The following is a 16,678-nucleotide window of genomic DNA, read 5'->3' as shown; positions in this document are numbered from 1 at the left end:
GCCCCCGGACGGGGCCCTCGGAAGCGATTCGGATCATTGCCGGGGTCGGATGGGTGAAAAGGTCAGTACCCTTTGCATTTTCCGTCCGGCTGGTCCCGGCTAGGCAGCGGGGCGCAGCTTGATGTTGGTCATCAGCAGCTTGTCGGTGCCCTGGAAGCGGTAGGCCAGGTCAACCTTCTTTCCGGTGCAGCTGATCTGGCCCACCACCTCGGCGGACTTCACGCCGTTATCGGTGGCAACCTTGAGGTTGTTGTAGGCCGGCTGGCAGGAACTGTCCATTTCCAGGCTCTTAACGCCGGAGATGAAGGCCTCCTTGGAAAGCTGCTTCTTGAGGTCCGGGTCAAGGTATTCGTCGTAGGCCCCGGACGAATCGCCGGCAATCACCTTCTTGGTGAAATCATCCGCAAGGCCACGTGCCTGGTTGGTGGCGCTTCCCACCACGTTCACCAGGATCACGATGCCGAGGATCACCAGGAGCAGCACCCCGCCAATGCTGCCAAGGATGATCCACAGCTTCCGCCGGCTCCGCTGGCGTGGTGGCTCCCCGGGAAGGCCGAACGGCGCGGGCTGCTCCGGCAGCCGGCCAAACTGCTGTGGCGTGAAGCCCGCCTGGCCCTGCCGGTAAGGATCCTGGGGACTGCTCAAGGGTGGGCCTTTCGTGGAACAGGCGCTCCGGCGCCCGGCGGACTGCCCCGGACCGTCCCGGCCCGGCAGATGACTGGAACCAGCCTATAACCCAGGCCGCCGCCGTCGTGCCTGAAGTGCCGCACCGGGGGTTCCGCTGCTGCTAGCTGCCTTCGGAGCCGCGGTCCAGCAGGGGCTGCACCCGGAAGGGGATCAGCTCGCCCATTGCCAGGGCCGTGTCTGCCCGCTCCACGCCGTCGCACGCCAGGATCTTGCCGTTGATGCGGAAAAGGTCCTCGGCGTCCCTGGCCACCACGCGCAGCAGCAGGTCTGCCGACCCCGTCAGCCCGTAACCCTCCAGGACCTCGGGGATGGCGGCGATTTCCCCGGCAAGCCGCCCGAGTTTCTGCTGCTGGACGTGGACGGAGATGAACGCCATCAGCGGATAGCCCAGTGCCACCGGGTTGAGGCGCCGCTCGAAGGACAGGAAGACGTGCTTCTTTTCCAGTTGGGCCATGCGCGCCTGGACGGTATTGCGGGACAGGCCAAGCTTCTGCGCGAGGGCCACCACGGTACGGCGCGGATCCTGCGCCAACGCCGACAGCAGGCGGGTGTCAGTGCCATCCAAAGCTCGCATAATGCGCAACGCTAGCACGGTGCCGGGGCGCGGGACAGGGCACTTTGCTCAGAAACAGCGGTGGTGGTTGTACCCTCTGGGCATTGTGAGTAGGGTCACAGTATCTGGGGCAATGACGCCCGGAAGGCCGGTGGCGGCAGGGGCCAAAAGCCCGCAAACCACGGGTCAACGACGTTCGAAGGTTGCGGCAATCGTGTCTACAGACCAAACGGGCCATGACGGCGCTAACACCCCCCAAAGCGCAGGGAATCCAGGAGAAACCGGGCCGGAATTCCTTCAGCTGATTACCCCGGCCGGTGAACGGATCAGCCACCCGGAGTTCGATTTCTGGGTCCGGGACGTCACCGATGACCAGTTGTGCTCCCTCTTTGAGGACATGACCGTCATCCGGCGGATTGATGTTGAGGCCACAGCCCTGCAGCGGCAGGGGGAGCTGGCCCTCTGGCCCCCGCTCCTGGGCCAGGAGGCGGCCCAGATCGGGTCCGGACGGTCACTGCGCGCAGACGACTTTGTGTTCTCCAGCTACCGCGAGAACGGCGTGGCCTACTGCCGCGGCGTGGACCTGACGGACCTCCTGCGGGTCTGGCGCGGAAACGCCTCCGGCGGCTGGGACCCGTACAGCATCAACATGGCCACCCCGCAGATCATCATTGGCGCCCAGACCCTGCATGCCACCGGCTACGCCATGGGCATCCAGAACGATGGTGCCGATGCCGTGGCCGTCACCTACTTTGGCGACGGTGCCACCAGTGAGGGCGACGTGAACGAGGCCATGGTGTTCGCGGCCAGCTTCCAGGTCCCGGTGGTGTTCTTCTGCACCAACAACCACTGGGCCATCTCCGAGCCCGTGCGCCTGCAGTCCCACATCCAGCTCGCGGACCGCGCCACCGGTTTCGGAATCCCCAGCCTGCGGGTGGACGGCAACGATGTCCTGGCGGTCATGGCCGCCACCAGGCTGGCCCTTGACCGCGCACGGCGCGGCGGCGGCCCCACCTTCATCGAAGCCGTCAGCTACCGCATGGGGCCGCACACCACCGCCGACGACCCCACCCGGTACCGGGACGCCAATGAGCTGGAGGACTGGGCCGCCAAGGACCCCATCAGCCGGCTGGCCGGCCTCCTGGAGCGCAAGGGGCTCCTGACCGAGGAGCTGCAGCAGCAGGTCAAGGACAAGGCCGACACCGTGGCCGCGCAGATGCGCCGCGGCTGCACCACCATGCCGGAGCCCCAGCCCATGGACATCTTCAAGCATGTCTACAGCACGCCCAATTCCTGGCTGGAACGCCAGCAGGACCACTATGCACGGTATTTGGCCTCCTTCGGCGATCCCGCAGGTGCCGTTTCAGAGGAAGGTGCACGCTGATGACCCAGTTGACCTTTGCCCGCGCCATCAACGCCGGGCTCCGGAAGTCGCTGGAAAACGACTCCAAGGTGGTTCTCCTCGGCGAGGACATCGGCGCCCTGGGCGGCGTGTTCCGCGTGACGGACGGCCTGCAAAAGGACTTCGGCACCCATCGCGTGGTGGACACCCCGCTGGCGGAGTCCGCCATCGTGGGAACCGCCGTCGGCCTGGCCTACCGCGGCTACCGGCCCGTCGTGGAAATCCAGTTCGACGGGTTCATCTATCCGGCCTTCGACCAGATCGTCAGCCAGGTGGCCAAGCTGCACTACCGCACCCGCGGGGCCGTCAAAATGCCCATCACCATCAGGGTCCCGTTCGGCGGCGGCATTGGCTCACCGGAGCACCATTCCGAATCCCCGGAAGCCTACTTCACCCATACCTCGGGGCTGCGGGTGGTCACCGTGGCCAACCCCCAGGACGCCTATACGGTCATCCAGCAGGCCATCGCCTGTGACGATCCCGTCCTGTACTTCGAGCCCAAGCGCCGCTACCACGACAAAGGCGAGGTGGACGAGAACGCAGATCCTGCCTCGGCCCTCCCCATGGACAAGGCCCGGGTGCTGACCGACGGCAGTGACGTGACCCTGGTGGCCTACGGGCCACTGGTCAAGACCGCCCTGGACGCAGCCTCCGCCGCCGCCGACGAGGGCATCTCCATCGAAGTCATCGACCTGCGCTCGCTGGCCCCCGTGGACTACGAACCGGTGGTGGCCTCGGTGCGCAAGACCGGGCGCCTGGTGGTCACGCACGAGGCTGCCCAGTCCGGCGGGCTGGGAGCGGAAGTGGCGGCCAGCATCACCGAACGGTGCTTCTACCACCTCGAGGCCGCTCCGGTCCGGGTGACGGGGTTCGACATTCCCTACCCCTACTCCAAGCTGGAAATGCACCACCTCCCGGGCCTGGACCGCATCCTGGACGGCGTGGACCGTGCCCTGGGCCGCCCCAATTCCCTGAGCGGACTGGAAGGATGAGCGCCACCATGATCAAGGAATTCCGGCTCCCGGACCTGGGGGAGGGACTCACGGAGTCTGAAATCCTCAGCTGGAAAGTGGACGTCGGCGACACCGTCAGCCTGAACCAGGTCATCGCCGAGGTGGAGACCGCCAAAGCCGTGGTGGAGCTCCCGTCGCCCTTCGCCGGGGTCATCAAAGAACTTCATGAACAGCCCGGTTCCGTGGTGGAGGTGGGCAAACCGATTGTCTCCTTCGAGGTGGCGGACGACGCCGGGTCCGCACCTTTGGCGCCGTCCGGCGCCGCGGGCGCGGGGTCCGGGGAGGCTGCGCTGGACACCCCGAGAAGGGAACCGAACCTCGTAGGGTACGGCGCCGTCGTCGAAGGTTCCGGGCGCCCGACGCGCCGGGCGCGGAACTTTGCCCCGGTAGTTGAGGCGGGGGGAACCAAGGCCGCGGAGGCCGGCCCGGTCGAGTCTGCAGCTGTCCAGCCAGCACCTGTGGAGGGCAAGGCCGCCGAACGTCCCCGGTCCACGCCCCCGGTCCGCAAGCTGGCCAAGGACCTTGGCCTGGACCTCGCCCATGTTCCCGGAACCGGTCCCGGTGGCCTGATCACGCGGGAGGACGTGCAGGAGTTTTCCGGCCACGCCGCGGAACCTGCCCTGCAGGCGCAGGGGGCCGCGTCCCCAGGCGGAGCCAGGCCGGGGGAGCGGGAGACCCGGACCCCCATCAAGGGGGTACGCAAGCACACCGCTGCCGCGATGGTGCAGAGCGCCTTCACCGCGCCCCATGCCACCGAATTCCTGACCGTGGATGTCACGCCGAGCCTTGAGCTGCTGGCCAAACTCAAGACCAGCAGGGAGTTCGCGGGTATCAAGCTCACCCCGTTGACGCTCGCGGCCAAAGCCCTCCTGATCGCCGTGCGCCGCAACCCGGCACTGAATTCCCGCTGGGACGAAGAAAACCAGGAGATGGTCACCTTCAATTACGTGAACCTGGGCATCGCGGCGGCCACGCCGCGCGGACTCACGGTTCCTAACATCAAGGACGCCGAGGCCCTTCCGCTCCCGCAGCTGGCTCAGGCGCTTACGGCGCTCGCCGAAACCGCGCGGGCGGGCAGGACCACGCCGGCGGACCTCTCCGGCGGCACCATTTCCATCACCAACATCGGCGTCTTCGGCATCGACGCAGGCACCCCCATCCTCAATCCGGGGGAGGCCGCGATCCTTGGCCTTGGGGCGGTCCGGACCATGCCATGGGAATACCGGGGCGAGGTGGCGCTGCGCCAGGTGCTGACGCTGAGCCTGTCCTTCGACCACCGCCTGGTGGACGGGGAGCAAGGCTCCCGGTTCCTGGCGGACGTGGGGGCCATCCTGGCCGAGCCGGGCATGGTGCTCACCATGGTGTAGCGGCTCCTGGCCTGCACATCACCGGCCCCGGCCCGCATAAGCGGTGCTGCCAGGGGCCGGTTGTGCGGGCCGGGGCCGTTCGTGTGGTGACCGGTGCCGGGCGGGTCAGGCCGAGGGGACGGTCAGGGCGGCGAGCGCCATCCGTTCCAGCAAGGGACGGGCGACGCCGGCAGCCATGCGCCTCCCATGGCTGCGGACCGAGTGCGGGGTGGAGTTGATCAGGCCGAACGTGGCGTGGGCGCGCATCCGCAGCTCAGCGTGGTCGGTCGCGGGATGGACCTTGGCCAGGACGTCCACCCACACCTCCACGTAGCTGCGCTGCAGTGTGCGCACGGCCAGCTGGTCCTGCTCGGACAGGTTGGTGAAGTCCCGGTCCTGCACCCGGATCACGTCCGGCTTGCCGAGGGCGAAATCCACCTGGAACTCCACCAGCTGACGGAGCGCGGCCTGGGGGTCGGCAGTACGCTCCACCACCTGGCGGCCGCCGTCGAGCAGTTCCTGGCTCACCGTGACCAGCAAGTCCGCCAGGACTGCCTGCTTGCCCGGAAAGTGGCGGTACACCGCAGGTCCGCTGACGCCTGCCGCCGCGCCCAGGTCCTCCAGCGAGACCCGGTTGAAGCCGTTCGCCGCGAACAGCGAGGCAGCAGCGGACAGCAAAGCCTGCCGCCTGCTCTCCTTGGCCCTGCCGCGCTGGGTTGTTGGCGTGGGGGGAGTGGCGGCCTGGGCCATGGGCGCCTGGGCTGTGGGGGCTTGGGCGGCAGGGGCCGGCTGCGCTGTATTGCTGGACACTTTTCCTCCTTGGGCCAGCCCAGAGTCTAGCAACGCGGCGATGTGTTGGACATCACAGTTAATCGAGACTAACCTGAATTTCAGTTATTAGTCACTAACCGAGTTGGCCTGGCGGCCGCCCGGACCCACACAAGGACGGAACGTCGATGGAGACCCTGGCCACCCGGCTCGACCCGGCAAGCGAGTCCTTCCGCACCAACCGGGACGAGCAGCTCTCGCTCGCCGGGGAGCTGCGGAAGAAGCTGGCTGATGCCGCACTGGGCGGGCCCCAAAAATCGCGGGACCGCCACGTGGCCCGGGGCAAGCTGCTGCCGCGGGACCGGATCGACCAGCTGCTGGATGACGGCAGCCCCTTCCTGGAAATTGCGCCCCTTGCGGCCAACGGGATGTACGGTGACAACGCACCCGGCGCAGGAGTGATCGCCGGAATCGGCCTGGTGCATGGCCGCCACGTCCTGGTGATCTCCAACGACGCAACCGTCAAGGGCGGAACCTATTACCCCATGACGGTGAAGAAGCACCTCCGTGCACAGGAGATCGCGCTGGAAAACCGGCTGCCCTGCATCTACCTGGTGGACTCGGGCGGCGCCTTCCTGCCCAAGCAGGACGAGGTGTTCCCCGACAAGGAGCACTTCGGCCGGATCTTCTACAACCAGGCGCGACTCTCGGCGGCCAGGATCCCGCAGCTCGCCGCCGTCATGGGCTCCTGCACGGCGGGCGGAGCCTACGTCCCCGCGATGAGTGACGAGACCGTCATTGTCCGCAACCAGGGCACCATCTTCCTGGGCGGCCCGCCGCTGGTAAAGGCAGCCATCGGGGAAATCGTCACCGCCGAGGAACTGGGCGGCGGCGAGGTGCACTCCCGGGTTTCCGGAGTGACGGACCACCTGGCCGAAAACGACGAACATGCCCTCCAGATCATCAGGGACATCGTTGCCACGCTGCCGCCTCCCGCCGCGCCGGCCTGGCAGGTGGAACCCGCCGTCGAACCGGCAGCGGACCCGGAAGGGCTCTACGGCGCCGTGCCCACGGACGTCAACGCACCTTACGACGTCCATGAAGTCATCGCCCGCCTGGTGGACGGCAGTAAATTCCACGAGTTCAAAAAGGACTACGGCACCACCCTGGTCACGGGATTCGCCCGGATCGATGGACACCCCGTGGGCATCGTGGCCAACAACGGCGTGCTGTTCAGCGAGTCCTCCCTCAAGGGCGCGCACTTCATTGAGCTGTGCGACCAGCGCGGCATCCCGCTGCTGTTCCTGCAGAACATCTCCGGCTTCATGGTGGGCCGGGACGCCGAGCAGGGCGGCATCGCCAAAAACGGGGCCAAGATGGTGACCGCCGTTGCCACAGCCCGCGTCCCCAAGCTGACAGTGGTCATCGGCGGCTCCTTCGGCGCCGGCAACTACTCCATGTGCGGCCGTGCCTACTCGCCGCGGTTCCTGTGGATGTGGCCCGCTGCCCGGATCTCGGTCATGGGCGGCAACCAGGCGGCCGGCGTGCTGGCCACCGTGAAGCGGGACCAGTACGAAGCGGCGGGGGAGGAGTGGGCGGCCGAGGACGAGGAAGCCTTCAAAGCGCCCATCCGCCGGCAGTACGAGGACCAGGGCAGTCCCTACTACTCCACCGCCCGGCTGTGGGACGACGGTGTCATCGACCCCGCCGATACGCGCACCGTCCTGGGCCTGGCGCTTGACGTCGTCTCCCGCACCCCCTTGCCGGAGACCTCCTTCGGCCTCTTCCGGATGTGAGCCAGCAATGACCATGCAGACCAACACCGCCATGCAGCAAGGCACCACCGGCGCCCAGGCCGGAGAAGCCGGCACCGGGCCCCTCTTCAGCGCCGTCCTGGTGGCCAACCGTGGTGAAATTGCGTGCCGCGTCATCCGCACGCTGCGGCTCCTGGGAATCCGGTCGGTCGCGGTCTACAGCGATGCCGACGCCGGCGCCCGCCACGTGCGCGAGGCTGACACTGCCGTGCGCATTGGCCCCGCCGCGGCAACCGAAAGCTACCTCAGCATCGACGCCATCCTGGCGGCGTGCCGGCAGTCAGGCGCTGACGCGGTCCACCCCGGTTACGGCTTCCTGAGCGAAAATGCGGACTTCGCCCGTGCCCTCGAAAAAGCCGGCATTGCCTTCATCGGTCCCGGCGTGGAAGCCCTGAACGTCATGGGCGACAAGATCCGCGCCAAGAACCATGTGGCAGGGTATGGCGTGCCGGTGGTCCCCGGCGTTGCCAGGCCCGGCATGACGGACAGCGAACTGGTGGACGCTGCTGCCGCCGTCGGCTATCCCCTCCTGATCAAGCCCTCTGCCGGCGGGGGCGGCAAAGGCATGCACGTCGTCGAAAAGCAGGCGGACCTGCCTGCCGCCCTGGCCACCGCACGGCGTGTGGCCGCAGCCGCCTTCGGGGACGACACCCTGTTCCTGGAGCGACTGGTGAGCACGCCGCGGCATATCGAGGTGCAGGTGCTGGCGGACGGCCACGGCAACGTCATCCACCTCGGCGAACGCGAATGCTCCCTGCAGCGGCGGCACCAGAAAGTCATCGAGGAAGCCCCTTCGTCCCTGCTGGAAAGCCTCCCCAACGGTGCGGACGTCCGTGCGCGAATCGGCGAGGCCGCCTGCAACGCCGCCCGCAGCGTGAACTACGCCGGGGCCGGAACCGTGGAGTTCCTGGTCTCGGACAATGCGCCGGATGAGTTCTTCTTCATGGAGATGAACACCCGGCTGCAGGTGGAGCACCCGGTCACCGAAATGGTCACCGGAATCGACCTGGTGGAATGGCAGGTACGGATCGCCGCCGGTGAACCGCTGACCGTCCGGCAGGGTGACGTCAGCCTTTCCGGCCATGCGGTGGAGGCGCGGGTCTACGCCGAGGTGCCGGAGAAGAACTTCCTCCCGTCCACCGGGACGGTCCTCCAGCTGGACGAACTGCCGGACGCAACGGACAGCCGCGTCCGGGTGGATTCATCCCTGATGGAGGGCCTGGAGCTCTCCGCGAATTACGACCCCATGATCTCGAAGGTGATCGCCTGGGGCACGGACCGCACTGAGGCCCTGGAATCCCTCGACGCGGCGCTGGCCGGCTACACGGCGCTGGGCATTGAGACCAACGTCGAGTACCTGCGGCTCCTGGTTAACGATTCCGACGTCCGCGCCGGGCACCTGGACACCGGGCTGATCGAACGGAAGCAGCCGGCGCTGGAATTCCGGCACGTCGGCACCCCGGAACTGGTGGCCGCCGCCCTGTACGCCCTCTCCCGGGAGGCGCAGGACCACCCCGCGCCGGCCGGCGGACCGTGGCAGGCCCGCAGCGGGTGGCGCCTGGGTGCGCCCGCGCCGCGCCGGGTCAGCATGGGAACGCCCGACGGCGGTGTGGCAACAGTGCAGGTCAGCGGAAGCCCCACCGGCGCGGACACTGCCGTGGTTGCTGTTGACGGCGGCGCCCGGCAGGCCGCGGCGCTGAGCCTGGCGGAGGACGGCAGCGCAGTCCTGACCCTTGGCGGGCAGGCACGGGAGTACCAGGTGGCCGTACCGCCCGGGCAGCCGCTCCAGCTCTTCCTCGGCAACGGCGGCTGGTCCTGCCGGCTGGAACTCCTGACCCGTGAAGCACGGCTGGAACGGGTACTGGCAGCCGTGCAGCGCCAGGAAGGTGCGGCCGACCCCGAGGTGCGCTCGCCGATGCCGGGAACCGTGGTGGCCGTCCCGGTCAGCGACGGGGATGCGGTGGAGGCCGGGGAGGTCCTGGTGTCCGTGGAGGCCATGAAGATGGAGCACCATCTGGTGGCCCCCCTGGCTGGAACGGTCCACCTGACCGCCCGCACCGGTGACCTGGTGAAGGCGGATCAGATCCTGGCCACCATCCTCCCGCATCCCACCGGCGGGGATCCCGCTTCCACGGACACCGGCACAGACGCAGACGCAGACACAGACACCCAGCAAGGCGAAGGAGCCTGACCATGACCGGTTTTGAACTTACCGAGGAATACCAGGACCTCAGCGACACCGTCCGCGACTTTGCGGACAACGTGGTGGCCCCGGTCTCCGCCAAGCACGACGAAGAGCACAGCTTCCCCTATGAAGTGGTGAAGCAGATGGCGGAGATGGGCCTGTTCGGGCTGCCGTTCCCGGAGGAGTATGGCGGCATGGGCGGGGACTACTTTGCCCTGGCGCTCGCGCTGGAGCAGCTGGGCCGTGTGGACCAGTCCGTCGCCATCACCCTGGAGGCCGGCGTGTCCCTCGGTGCCATGCCGGTGTACCGGTTCGGCACGGACGCACAGAAACAGGAATGGCTGCCCATGCTGGCGTCCGGCCAGGCGCTCGCCGGGTTCGGGCTCACCGAACCCGAAGCAGGCTCCGACGCCGGCGGCACCAAGACCCACGCCCGGCGGGAGGACGGCCACTGGGTCATCAACGGCAACAAGGAGTTCATCACCAACTCCGGAACCGACATCACCCGGTTGGTCACCGTCACGGCGGTTACCGGGCAAAAGGAGCGCGAAGACGGGTCCATCCAAAAAGAGATTTCCACCATCCTGGTACCCACCGACACACCCGGCTTCAAGGCGGAAAAGCCCTACAACAAGGTGGGCTGGAACGCCTCGGACACCCACCCCCTCACCCTGAAGGACGTCCGGGTGCCGGAGGAAAACCTGCTGGGCGCCGAGGGGCGCGGCTACGCCAACTTCCTGTCCATCCTGGACGAGGGCCGGATCGCCATCGCCGCACTGGCCACCGGTGCCGCCCAGGGCTGCGTCGACCAGTCCGTCAAATACGCCCGCGAGCGCCGGGCGTTCGGCCACGAAATCGGCAAGTACCAGGCCATTTCGTTCAAGATCGCCCGGATGGAAGCGCGGGCGCACACGGCCCGCCTGGCCTACTACGACGCGGCCGCAAGGATGCTGGCCGGCAAGCCGTTCAAGACCCAGGCGGCCATCGCTAAGATGGTCGCAGGCGAGGCGGCCATGGACAATGCGCGGGATGCCACCCAGGTGTTCGGCGGCTATGGCTTCATCAACGAGTTCACCGTGGCACGCCACTACCGCGACTCCAAGATCCTTGAAGTGGGGGAGGGCACCACGGAGGTCCAGCTGATGCTGATCGCCCGCGAACTGGGACTCTAGCCGGCCCGAAAGGATCAATGATGATTGACAAGGTTGTTGCCAGTGCAGACCAAGCCGTTGCGGACATCCCCGACGGCGCGTCGCTGGCCGTGGGCGGCTTCGGGCTCTGCGGAATTCCGGTGGCCCTGATCGACGCCCTCCACCGGGCCGGCACCTCGGGGCTGGAAACCGTCAGCAACAACTGCGGCGTGGACGACTGGGGGCTCGGCATCCTGCTCCGTGACGGCCGCATCCGCCGCACCATCAGCTCCTACGTAGGCGAAAACAAGGAATTCGCCCGCCAGTACCTGGCCGGCGAGCTCGAGGTGGTGCTCACCCCGCAGGGCACGCTGGCGGAAAAACTGCGGGCCGGCGGGGCCGGGATTCCGGCGTTCTACACCAAGGCAGGGGTCGGCACGCAGGTGTCCGACGGCGGCCTGCCGCAGAAGTACGACGCCAACGGCGGGATCGCGGTTGCTTCCGCCCCGAAGGAAGTGCGCTCCTTCGGGGGAGTGGACTACGTCCTGGAAGAGTCACTCACACCTGACTTCGGGCTGGTGCACGCGTGGAAGGGCGACCGGCACGGCAACCTGGTCTTCCACGCCACCGCCATGAACTTCAACCCGCTGTGCGCCATGGCAGGGCGCATCACCATCGCCGAGGTGGAGGAACTTGTGGAGCCCGGCGAACTGGACCCGGAGCACATCCACACCCCCGGGATTTTCGTCCAGCGGGTGGTCCTGGCCCAGGACGGGGAAAAACGGATCGAAAAGCGGACGGTGGCACTCAACCAGGCAGGAGCATGACCATGGATCCCAACAGCCCCGAAGCGCCCCGGCCCGAAGCCGTACGCCCGGAATACCGGCGGCCCGGTTCCCGGCAGTATTCCGGGCCCGGTGACTCCACATCGGCGGAAACCAAAGGCTGGACCCGCAACGAACTCGCCGCACGCGTAGCCAGGGAACTCCGCAACGGCCAGTACGTGAACCTGGGCATCGGGATGCCCACCCTGATCCCCAACTACATCCCGGCGGGCGTGGAAGTGGTGCTGCACTCCGAGAACGGGATCCTCGGCGTCGGGCCCTACCCCACAGAGGACGCCATCGATCCCGACCTGATCAACGCCGGCAAGGAGACCGTCACCGTCAACAGGGGAGCGGCGTTCTTCGACTCGGCCACGTCCTTCGGCATGATCCGCGGCGGCCACGTTGACGTGGCCGTGCTCGGCGCCATGGAGGTGGCCGCCAACGGGGACCTGGCCAACTGGATGATCCCGGGAAAGATGGTCAAGGGCATGGGCGGGGCCATGGACCTGGTGTTCGGGGCCAAGCGCGTGATCGTGATGATGGAACACGTCGACCGCAACGGCAACCCCAAGATCGTCCAGGAATGCTCGCTCCCGCTGACCGGGAAGGGCTGCGTGGACCGGATCATCACGGACCTGGCCGTCATCGACGTCGTCCGGGACGGCAGCGGATCGCGGCTGGTCCTGAGCGAACTGGCCCCCAACGTCTCCGTGGAGGATGTAGTGGCCGCCACCGGTGCGGACCTGTTCGAGGAAGACCGGGAACTCACCGTATGACCGGCAGCAACCCCACGGACGGCAACCCGGCGGACCGTAAACCCACGGAAGACGGCGGCCGGCGGGTCATCGAGCAGCGCGGCCTGTACTTCGACGAACTTGAGGACGGCCTGGTGTATGCGCACCGTCCGGGCCGGACGGTGACGGAAACCGACAACGTCCTCTTCAGCACCCTGACCATGAACACCCAGGCGCTGCACCTGGACGCCGCCTGGAGCGCCGGCCAGCCCTTTGGGCAGCGGCTCATGAACTCCATGTTCACCCTGGCCACCATGGTGGGCCAGTCCGTCACCCAGCTGACCCAGGGGACCATCATCGCCCAACTGGGCCTGACGGACGTTTCCTTCCCGCACCCGCTGTACCACGGGGACACGCTGTACACGGAGACAGTCGTCACCGGCAGGAGGCTTTCGGCCTCACGCCCGGGCCAGGGCATCGTTACCATGGAGCACACCGGCCGCAACCAGGACGGCGCCGTGGTGGCACGTGCCACCCGCAGCTGCCTGATGTGGACCCGGGAGGCACATCAGAACGCGCAGAGCAGCCAAAACGTCGGAGAATAGCCTTATGACCTTTGTGATGGGCCCCGCCCTGCTCTTCTGCCCCGCCGACCGTCCCGAGCGCTACCAAAAGGCCGCCGCCCGCGCGGACGCCGTCATCCTGGACCTCGAAGACGCGGTGGCGCCGGCAGACAAGCAGCGGGCCCGCGGCGCCATCCTGGCCCAGCTGGGCACCACCGGCGTGGAGCCCGAGCTTGAGCCCAGCTGCACCATTGTCAGGGTCAACCCCGTGGGCACCGAGGACTTCGAAAAAGACCTGCACTGCCTGGCGCACACGCCCTACCGCACCGTGATGCTGGCCAAGGCGGAATCGGCCGACCAGCTCAAGGCGCTGGAGGGATACCAGGTCATTGCGCTGTGCGAAACGGCGGTGGGCGTCCTCAACGCCCCGGCCATCGCCGCGGCGCCGAATGTGGTGGGCCTGATGTGGGGGGCTGAGGACCTGCTGGCTTCCCTGGGCGGCACGTCCAGCCGGAAGGACGACGGCGGCTACCGGGCAGTGGCCCTGCACGCCCGCTCGTCAGTGCTCCTGGCAGCGCGGGCGCACGGCAAGGAAGCAGTGGACGCCGTGTACACCACCATCCCGGACCTCGACGGGCTGGCTGCTGAAGCGGCCGACGCCGTGGCCTCCGGCTTCAGCTCCAAGGCCTGCATCCATCCCAGCCAGGCAGCCGTGGTCCGCAAGGCCTATGCGCCCTCGGACGATGAGGTGGCCGCAGCCACCGCCCTGCTGGACGCTGCCGCGTCGGCGGGCTCCGGGGTCTTCAAGTACCAGGGCAAAATGATCGACGGCCCCATCCTCAAGCACGCCCAGGAGATCGTCCGGCGCGCTGCCGTGGAGGCATAACTACCGTTGCCGTCCCTCCGGCCGCCGGAGGGACGTGGCCGGGATCGGCTCATACAGCAGCGTCCGCACCCAGCGGTTCCCCGTTTCCCGGAACTCCTTCCGGCTGGCGAAGCGGTAATGGAAACTGCGCACGCGCACCCAGCGTGGCGCGGCGCCGTCGAACGGGTCCTTCCGCAGCAGCCGCAGCATCTGCCGGTCCGCCGCCAGCAGCTTGCCCAGGAAGGCGTAGAACCATTCCTCGTGCACGGTCCGCAGCGGCAGGAACCACATCAGCCAGTCCAGCCGCAGGTGGTACGGGGCCCACTGCCGCGGAATCCGGCGCACGTCCCCCGGCTTGCCCTTGAAGCCGTACTCGCGCCAGTCCGAACTGTCACCGGGGTCCTCGTCCAGCGTGCCCTCCACCACGATCTCGATGCGCTGCTTGGTCACCGTGCCAAACGCGCCGTAGGCATTGACCAGCTGCCACCGGTTGAAGCTGGCGTTCATCAGCTGCCGGCGGGAGAAAAGGTTCCGCAGCGGCCAGTAGCTCAGCACCAGCAGCAGGACCGACGCCGCCAGCGTGATGGCCAGCCACCACAGCGGGGTTTCCGGCCGGGCACCCGCGGCGGCATTCCAGTCCGCGGGGATGGCAGGGATCACGGCGTGCGCCACGGGGTCGCTGACCGCCGCGAACGCCAGCACGATCGCCATCCAGTTCAGCCAGGCGAAGTTGCCGCTGGCCACCAGCCACAGCTGGGTCACCACCACCACTCCCGCCGCGACGCTTGCCACGGGCTGGGGTGCGAACAGCAGGAACGGCACCACCAGCTGGGCGATGTGGTTGCCCACCACCTCGATCCGGTGAAGCGGCCTGGGCAGCAGGTGCGCCTGCCGGCTCAACGGCCCGGGCATGGGCTGGGTTTCGTGGTGGTAGTACAGGGCGGTCAGGTCGCGCCACTCCCTGCCGCCGCGGATCTTGATCATTCCCGCGCCGAACTCCAGCCGGAACACCAGCCACACGGTCAGGATCAGGATGGTCCGGGGCGGCTCCGTCTGGTTGGAGCCCAGGAAGCCCACCGTGAAACCCGCCTCCAGGAGCAGCATTTCCCAGCCGAACCCGTAGAAGGTCTGGCCCACGTTCACGATGGACATGTACAGCAGCCACAGGGCCAGGAACGCAATCAGCGGCACCCAGGGCGGGCCCAGCTGCGGGATTCCGGCCACCAGCAGTGCCGACACCACCAGCCCTGCGGCGCAGACTCCGCGCAGCAGCCCGTCCGAGTACCGCCAGCGGAACAGCGTAGGCCGGCGAAAGCGGGAGAACGCGGACAGGAACCCGGGCACCGGGAGGAGGCCGCGCTCGCCGAGCAGGGCGGGGAACTGGTTCATCGTGGACAGGAACGCAATAAAATACAGCGCTGCCACACCCCGTTGCAGCACCTGCCGGGCGAACCCGTATTCCGGCGCGTCAAACCACCACAGCCAGTCCACGGATTCCACGTTACGCCCGGTCACGCGGGGGTCAAGGTGCACCATCAGGCCGGGGCGGAGCAGGGCCAGGGGCGTCAAAGGGGCCCGGACGGGTGCGGGATACTTAACCCATGCAGCCACGCAGAATCGTCCTCCTCGGATCCACCGGTTCCATCGGCACCCAGGCGATTGACGTCGTCGACGGCGCCCCGCACCTGTTCGAAGTAGTGGCCCTCAGTGCCGGGGGCGGCAACCTGGAACTCCTGGCGCAGCAGGCGGTCCACACCGGCGCCGCTGCGGTGGGGATTGCCGGCGGAGATCCTGCCCGGCTGGCAGCGCTGATCAGCGACGCCGCTGCTGCGGCCGGCCGCCAGGGGTACCGGCCGGAGATCGTGGCGGGCCCGGACGCGTCCGCCCGCATCGCCGCGGTTGAGGCGGATGTGGTGCTCAACGGCATCACTGGATCGATCGGCCTGGCCCCCACGCTGGCGGCCCTCAAGTCCGGGGCCACCCTTGCCCTTGCCAACAAAGAGTCCCTGATCGTGGGCGGCAGCCTGGTCAAGGCAGCGGCCCGCGAAGGCCAGATTGTCCCCGTCGATTCGGAGCACTCCGCCATCGCCCAGTGCCTGCGCTCCGGCACTGCCGATGAGGTGGACAAGCTCATCCTCACAGCTTCAGGAGGACCGTTCCGGGGCAGGAGCCGGGAAGAGCTCCACGCCGTCACCCCCCGGGAAGCCCTGGCCCACCCCACCTGGGACATGGGCGTCATGGTGACCACCAACTCGGCCACCCTGGTGAACAAGGGCCTGGAAGTCATCGAGGCGCACCTTCTGTTCGACATTCCCCTGGACCGGATCGACGTCGTCGTGCACCCCCAGTCCGTGGTCCATTCCATGGTCCAGTTCGTGGACGGCTCCACCATCGCCCAGGCGTCCCCGCCCGACATGCGCCTGCCCATTGCCCTGGGGCTCGGCTGGCCGGCCCGCGTGCCCAACGCCGCCGTCCCGTGCGACTGGACCCAAGCAGCCACCTGGACCTTCGAACCGCTGGACACGGATGCCTTTCCCGCCGTCGGGCTGGCCAAGGACGCCGCCAAGCAGGGAAGCACCTACCCTGCTGTCTTCAATGCGGCCAACGAGGAAGCGGTCACGGCGTTCCATGCCGGCCGGATCCGGTTCACCGACATCGTCGACACCGTGGACAGTGTGCTCAGCGAACACTCAGGTTCCTCCGGGCTGACGGTGGAATCCGTGCTGGATGCTGAAAGCTGGGCACGCGCCCGGGCCCACGAACGTTTAGCAGTCAGCAGTCTCTAGGAAGC

The 16,678-nt window shown here is 67.8% G+C and carries 15 protein-coding genes; 11 read left to right on the top strand and 4 right to left on the bottom strand.

What is annotated here, in order from left to right; translation table 11 throughout:
* Window positions 1-99 precede the first annotated feature (99 nt).
* Together AB0280_RS13115 and AB0280_RS13110 are read right to left on the bottom strand one after the other, a co-directional pair.
* Window positions 100-645: a hypothetical protein gene (locus AB0280_RS13115; RefSeq protein ID WP_275180343.1), complete on the bottom strand. Its 546-nt coding sequence runs from the start codon at window positions 643-645 to the stop codon at window positions 100-102.
* A 142-nt stretch (window positions 646-787) separates the two neighbouring features.
* Window positions 788-1,261: an Lrp/AsnC family transcriptional regulator gene (locus tag AB0280_RS13110; protein ID WP_307492302.1), complete on the bottom strand. Its 474-nt coding sequence runs from the start codon at window positions 1,259-1,261 to the stop codon at window positions 788-790.
* 193 nt (window positions 1,262-1,454) lie between these two features.
* Between AB0280_RS13110 and pdhA the strand changes: the two genes are divergently transcribed.
* The 3 genes from pdhA to AB0280_RS13095 are packed head-to-tail and all read left to right on the top strand — an operon-like array spanning window position 1,455 to window position 5,022.
* Window positions 1,455-2,624: a pyruvate dehydrogenase (acetyl-transferring) E1 component subunit alpha gene (gene pdhA / locus AB0280_RS13105; RefSeq protein WP_307492300.1), complete on the top strand. Its 1,170-nt coding sequence runs from the start codon at window positions 1,455-1,457 to the stop codon at window positions 2,622-2,624.
* Window positions 2,624-3,634 carry an alpha-ketoacid dehydrogenase subunit beta gene (locus tag AB0280_RS13100; protein WP_307492297.1) on the top strand — a complete coding sequence of 337 codons (1,011 nt, stop codon included), beginning with the start codon at window positions 2,624-2,626 and terminating at the stop codon, window positions 3,632-3,634. Before pdhA ends, AB0280_RS13100 begins: the two co-directional genes overlap by 1 nt.
* Window positions 3,631-5,022, top strand: coding sequence for a dihydrolipoamide acetyltransferase family protein (locus AB0280_RS13095; RefSeq protein ID WP_307492296.1), 1,392 nt, complete (start codon window positions 3,631-3,633; stop codon window positions 5,020-5,022). The genes AB0280_RS13100 and AB0280_RS13095 overlap by 4 nt, the downstream gene beginning before the upstream one ends.
* A 105-nt stretch (window positions 5,023-5,127) precedes the next feature.
* Here the strand turns inward: AB0280_RS13095 and AB0280_RS13090 are convergent, their stop codons facing one another.
* On the bottom strand, window positions 5,128-5,751 hold the full coding sequence (locus AB0280_RS13090) for a TetR/AcrR family transcriptional regulator (protein WP_366367517.1): 624 nt from the start codon (window positions 5,749-5,751) through the stop codon (window positions 5,128-5,130).
* 206 nt (window positions 5,752-5,957) lie between these two features.
* Between AB0280_RS13090 and AB0280_RS13085 the strand changes: the two genes are divergently transcribed.
* Genes AB0280_RS13085 through AB0280_RS13055 form a run of 7 tightly spaced genes read left to right on the top strand, consistent with a single transcriptional unit; the run spans window position 5,958 to window position 13,908 of the window.
* Complete coding sequence (locus AB0280_RS13085; RefSeq protein ID WP_366367447.1) at window positions 5,958-7,565, top strand: carboxyl transferase domain-containing protein; 1,608 nt, start codon at window positions 5,958-5,960, stop codon at window positions 7,563-7,565.
* A 7-nt stretch (window positions 7,566-7,572) separates the two neighbouring features.
* Complete coding sequence (locus AB0280_RS13080) at window positions 7,573-9,774, top strand: biotin carboxylase N-terminal domain-containing protein (RefSeq protein WP_425328616.1); 2,202 nt, start codon at window positions 7,573-7,575, stop codon at window positions 9,772-9,774.
* 2 nt (window positions 9,775-9,776) lie between these two features.
* Window positions 9,777-10,940, top strand: coding sequence for an acyl-CoA dehydrogenase family protein (locus AB0280_RS13075; RefSeq protein ID WP_159632374.1), 1,164 nt, complete (start codon window positions 9,777-9,779; stop codon window positions 10,938-10,940).
* 20 nt (window positions 10,941-10,960) lie between these two features.
* Window positions 10,961-11,725: a CoA transferase subunit A gene (locus AB0280_RS13070; protein WP_224027299.1), complete on the top strand. Its 765-nt coding sequence runs from the start codon at window positions 10,961-10,963 to the stop codon at window positions 11,723-11,725.
* The gene (locus tag AB0280_RS13065) at window positions 11,722-12,501 is read left to right on the top strand and encodes a CoA transferase subunit B (RefSeq protein WP_374114919.1); all 780 of its coding nucleotides are present in this window, start codon (window positions 11,722-11,724) and stop codon (window positions 12,499-12,501) included. Before AB0280_RS13070 ends, AB0280_RS13065 begins: the two co-directional genes overlap by 4 nt.
* Window positions 12,498-13,064 carry a MaoC family dehydratase gene (locus AB0280_RS13060; RefSeq protein WP_224025573.1) on the top strand — a complete coding sequence of 189 codons (567 nt, stop codon included), beginning with the start codon at window positions 12,498-12,500 and terminating at the stop codon, window positions 13,062-13,064. Before AB0280_RS13065 ends, AB0280_RS13060 begins: the two co-directional genes overlap by 4 nt.
* Before the next feature lie 4 nt (window positions 13,065-13,068).
* On the top strand, window positions 13,069-13,908 hold the full coding sequence (locus AB0280_RS13055; protein WP_366367444.1) for an HpcH/HpaI aldolase/citrate lyase family protein: 840 nt from the start codon (window positions 13,069-13,071) through the stop codon (window positions 13,906-13,908).
* On the opposite strand, the gene AB0280_RS13050 is transcribed toward AB0280_RS13055, so the two are convergent.
* Window positions 13,909-15,378, bottom strand: coding sequence for a lipase maturation factor family protein (locus tag AB0280_RS13050; RefSeq protein ID WP_366367514.1), 1,470 nt, complete (start codon window positions 15,376-15,378; stop codon window positions 13,909-13,911).
* 110 nt (window positions 15,379-15,488) lie between these two features.
* On the opposite strand from AB0280_RS13050, the gene dxr reads away from it, so the two are divergent.
* On the top strand, window positions 15,489-16,673 hold the full coding sequence (dxr, locus tag AB0280_RS13045) for a 1-deoxy-D-xylulose-5-phosphate reductoisomerase (protein ID WP_307492284.1): 1,185 nt from the start codon (window positions 15,489-15,491) through the stop codon (window positions 16,671-16,673).
* Window positions 16,674-16,678 lie beyond the last annotated feature (5 nt).

The organism is Pseudarthrobacter sp. 902506025 (assembly GCF_040702325.1).
Taxonomy (GTDB): Bacteria; Actinomycetota; Actinomycetes; order Actinomycetales; family Micrococcaceae; genus Arthrobacter.
Note: the sequence above shows the minus strand (reverse complement) of the source record. Positions and strands in the feature narration are given on the sequence as shown.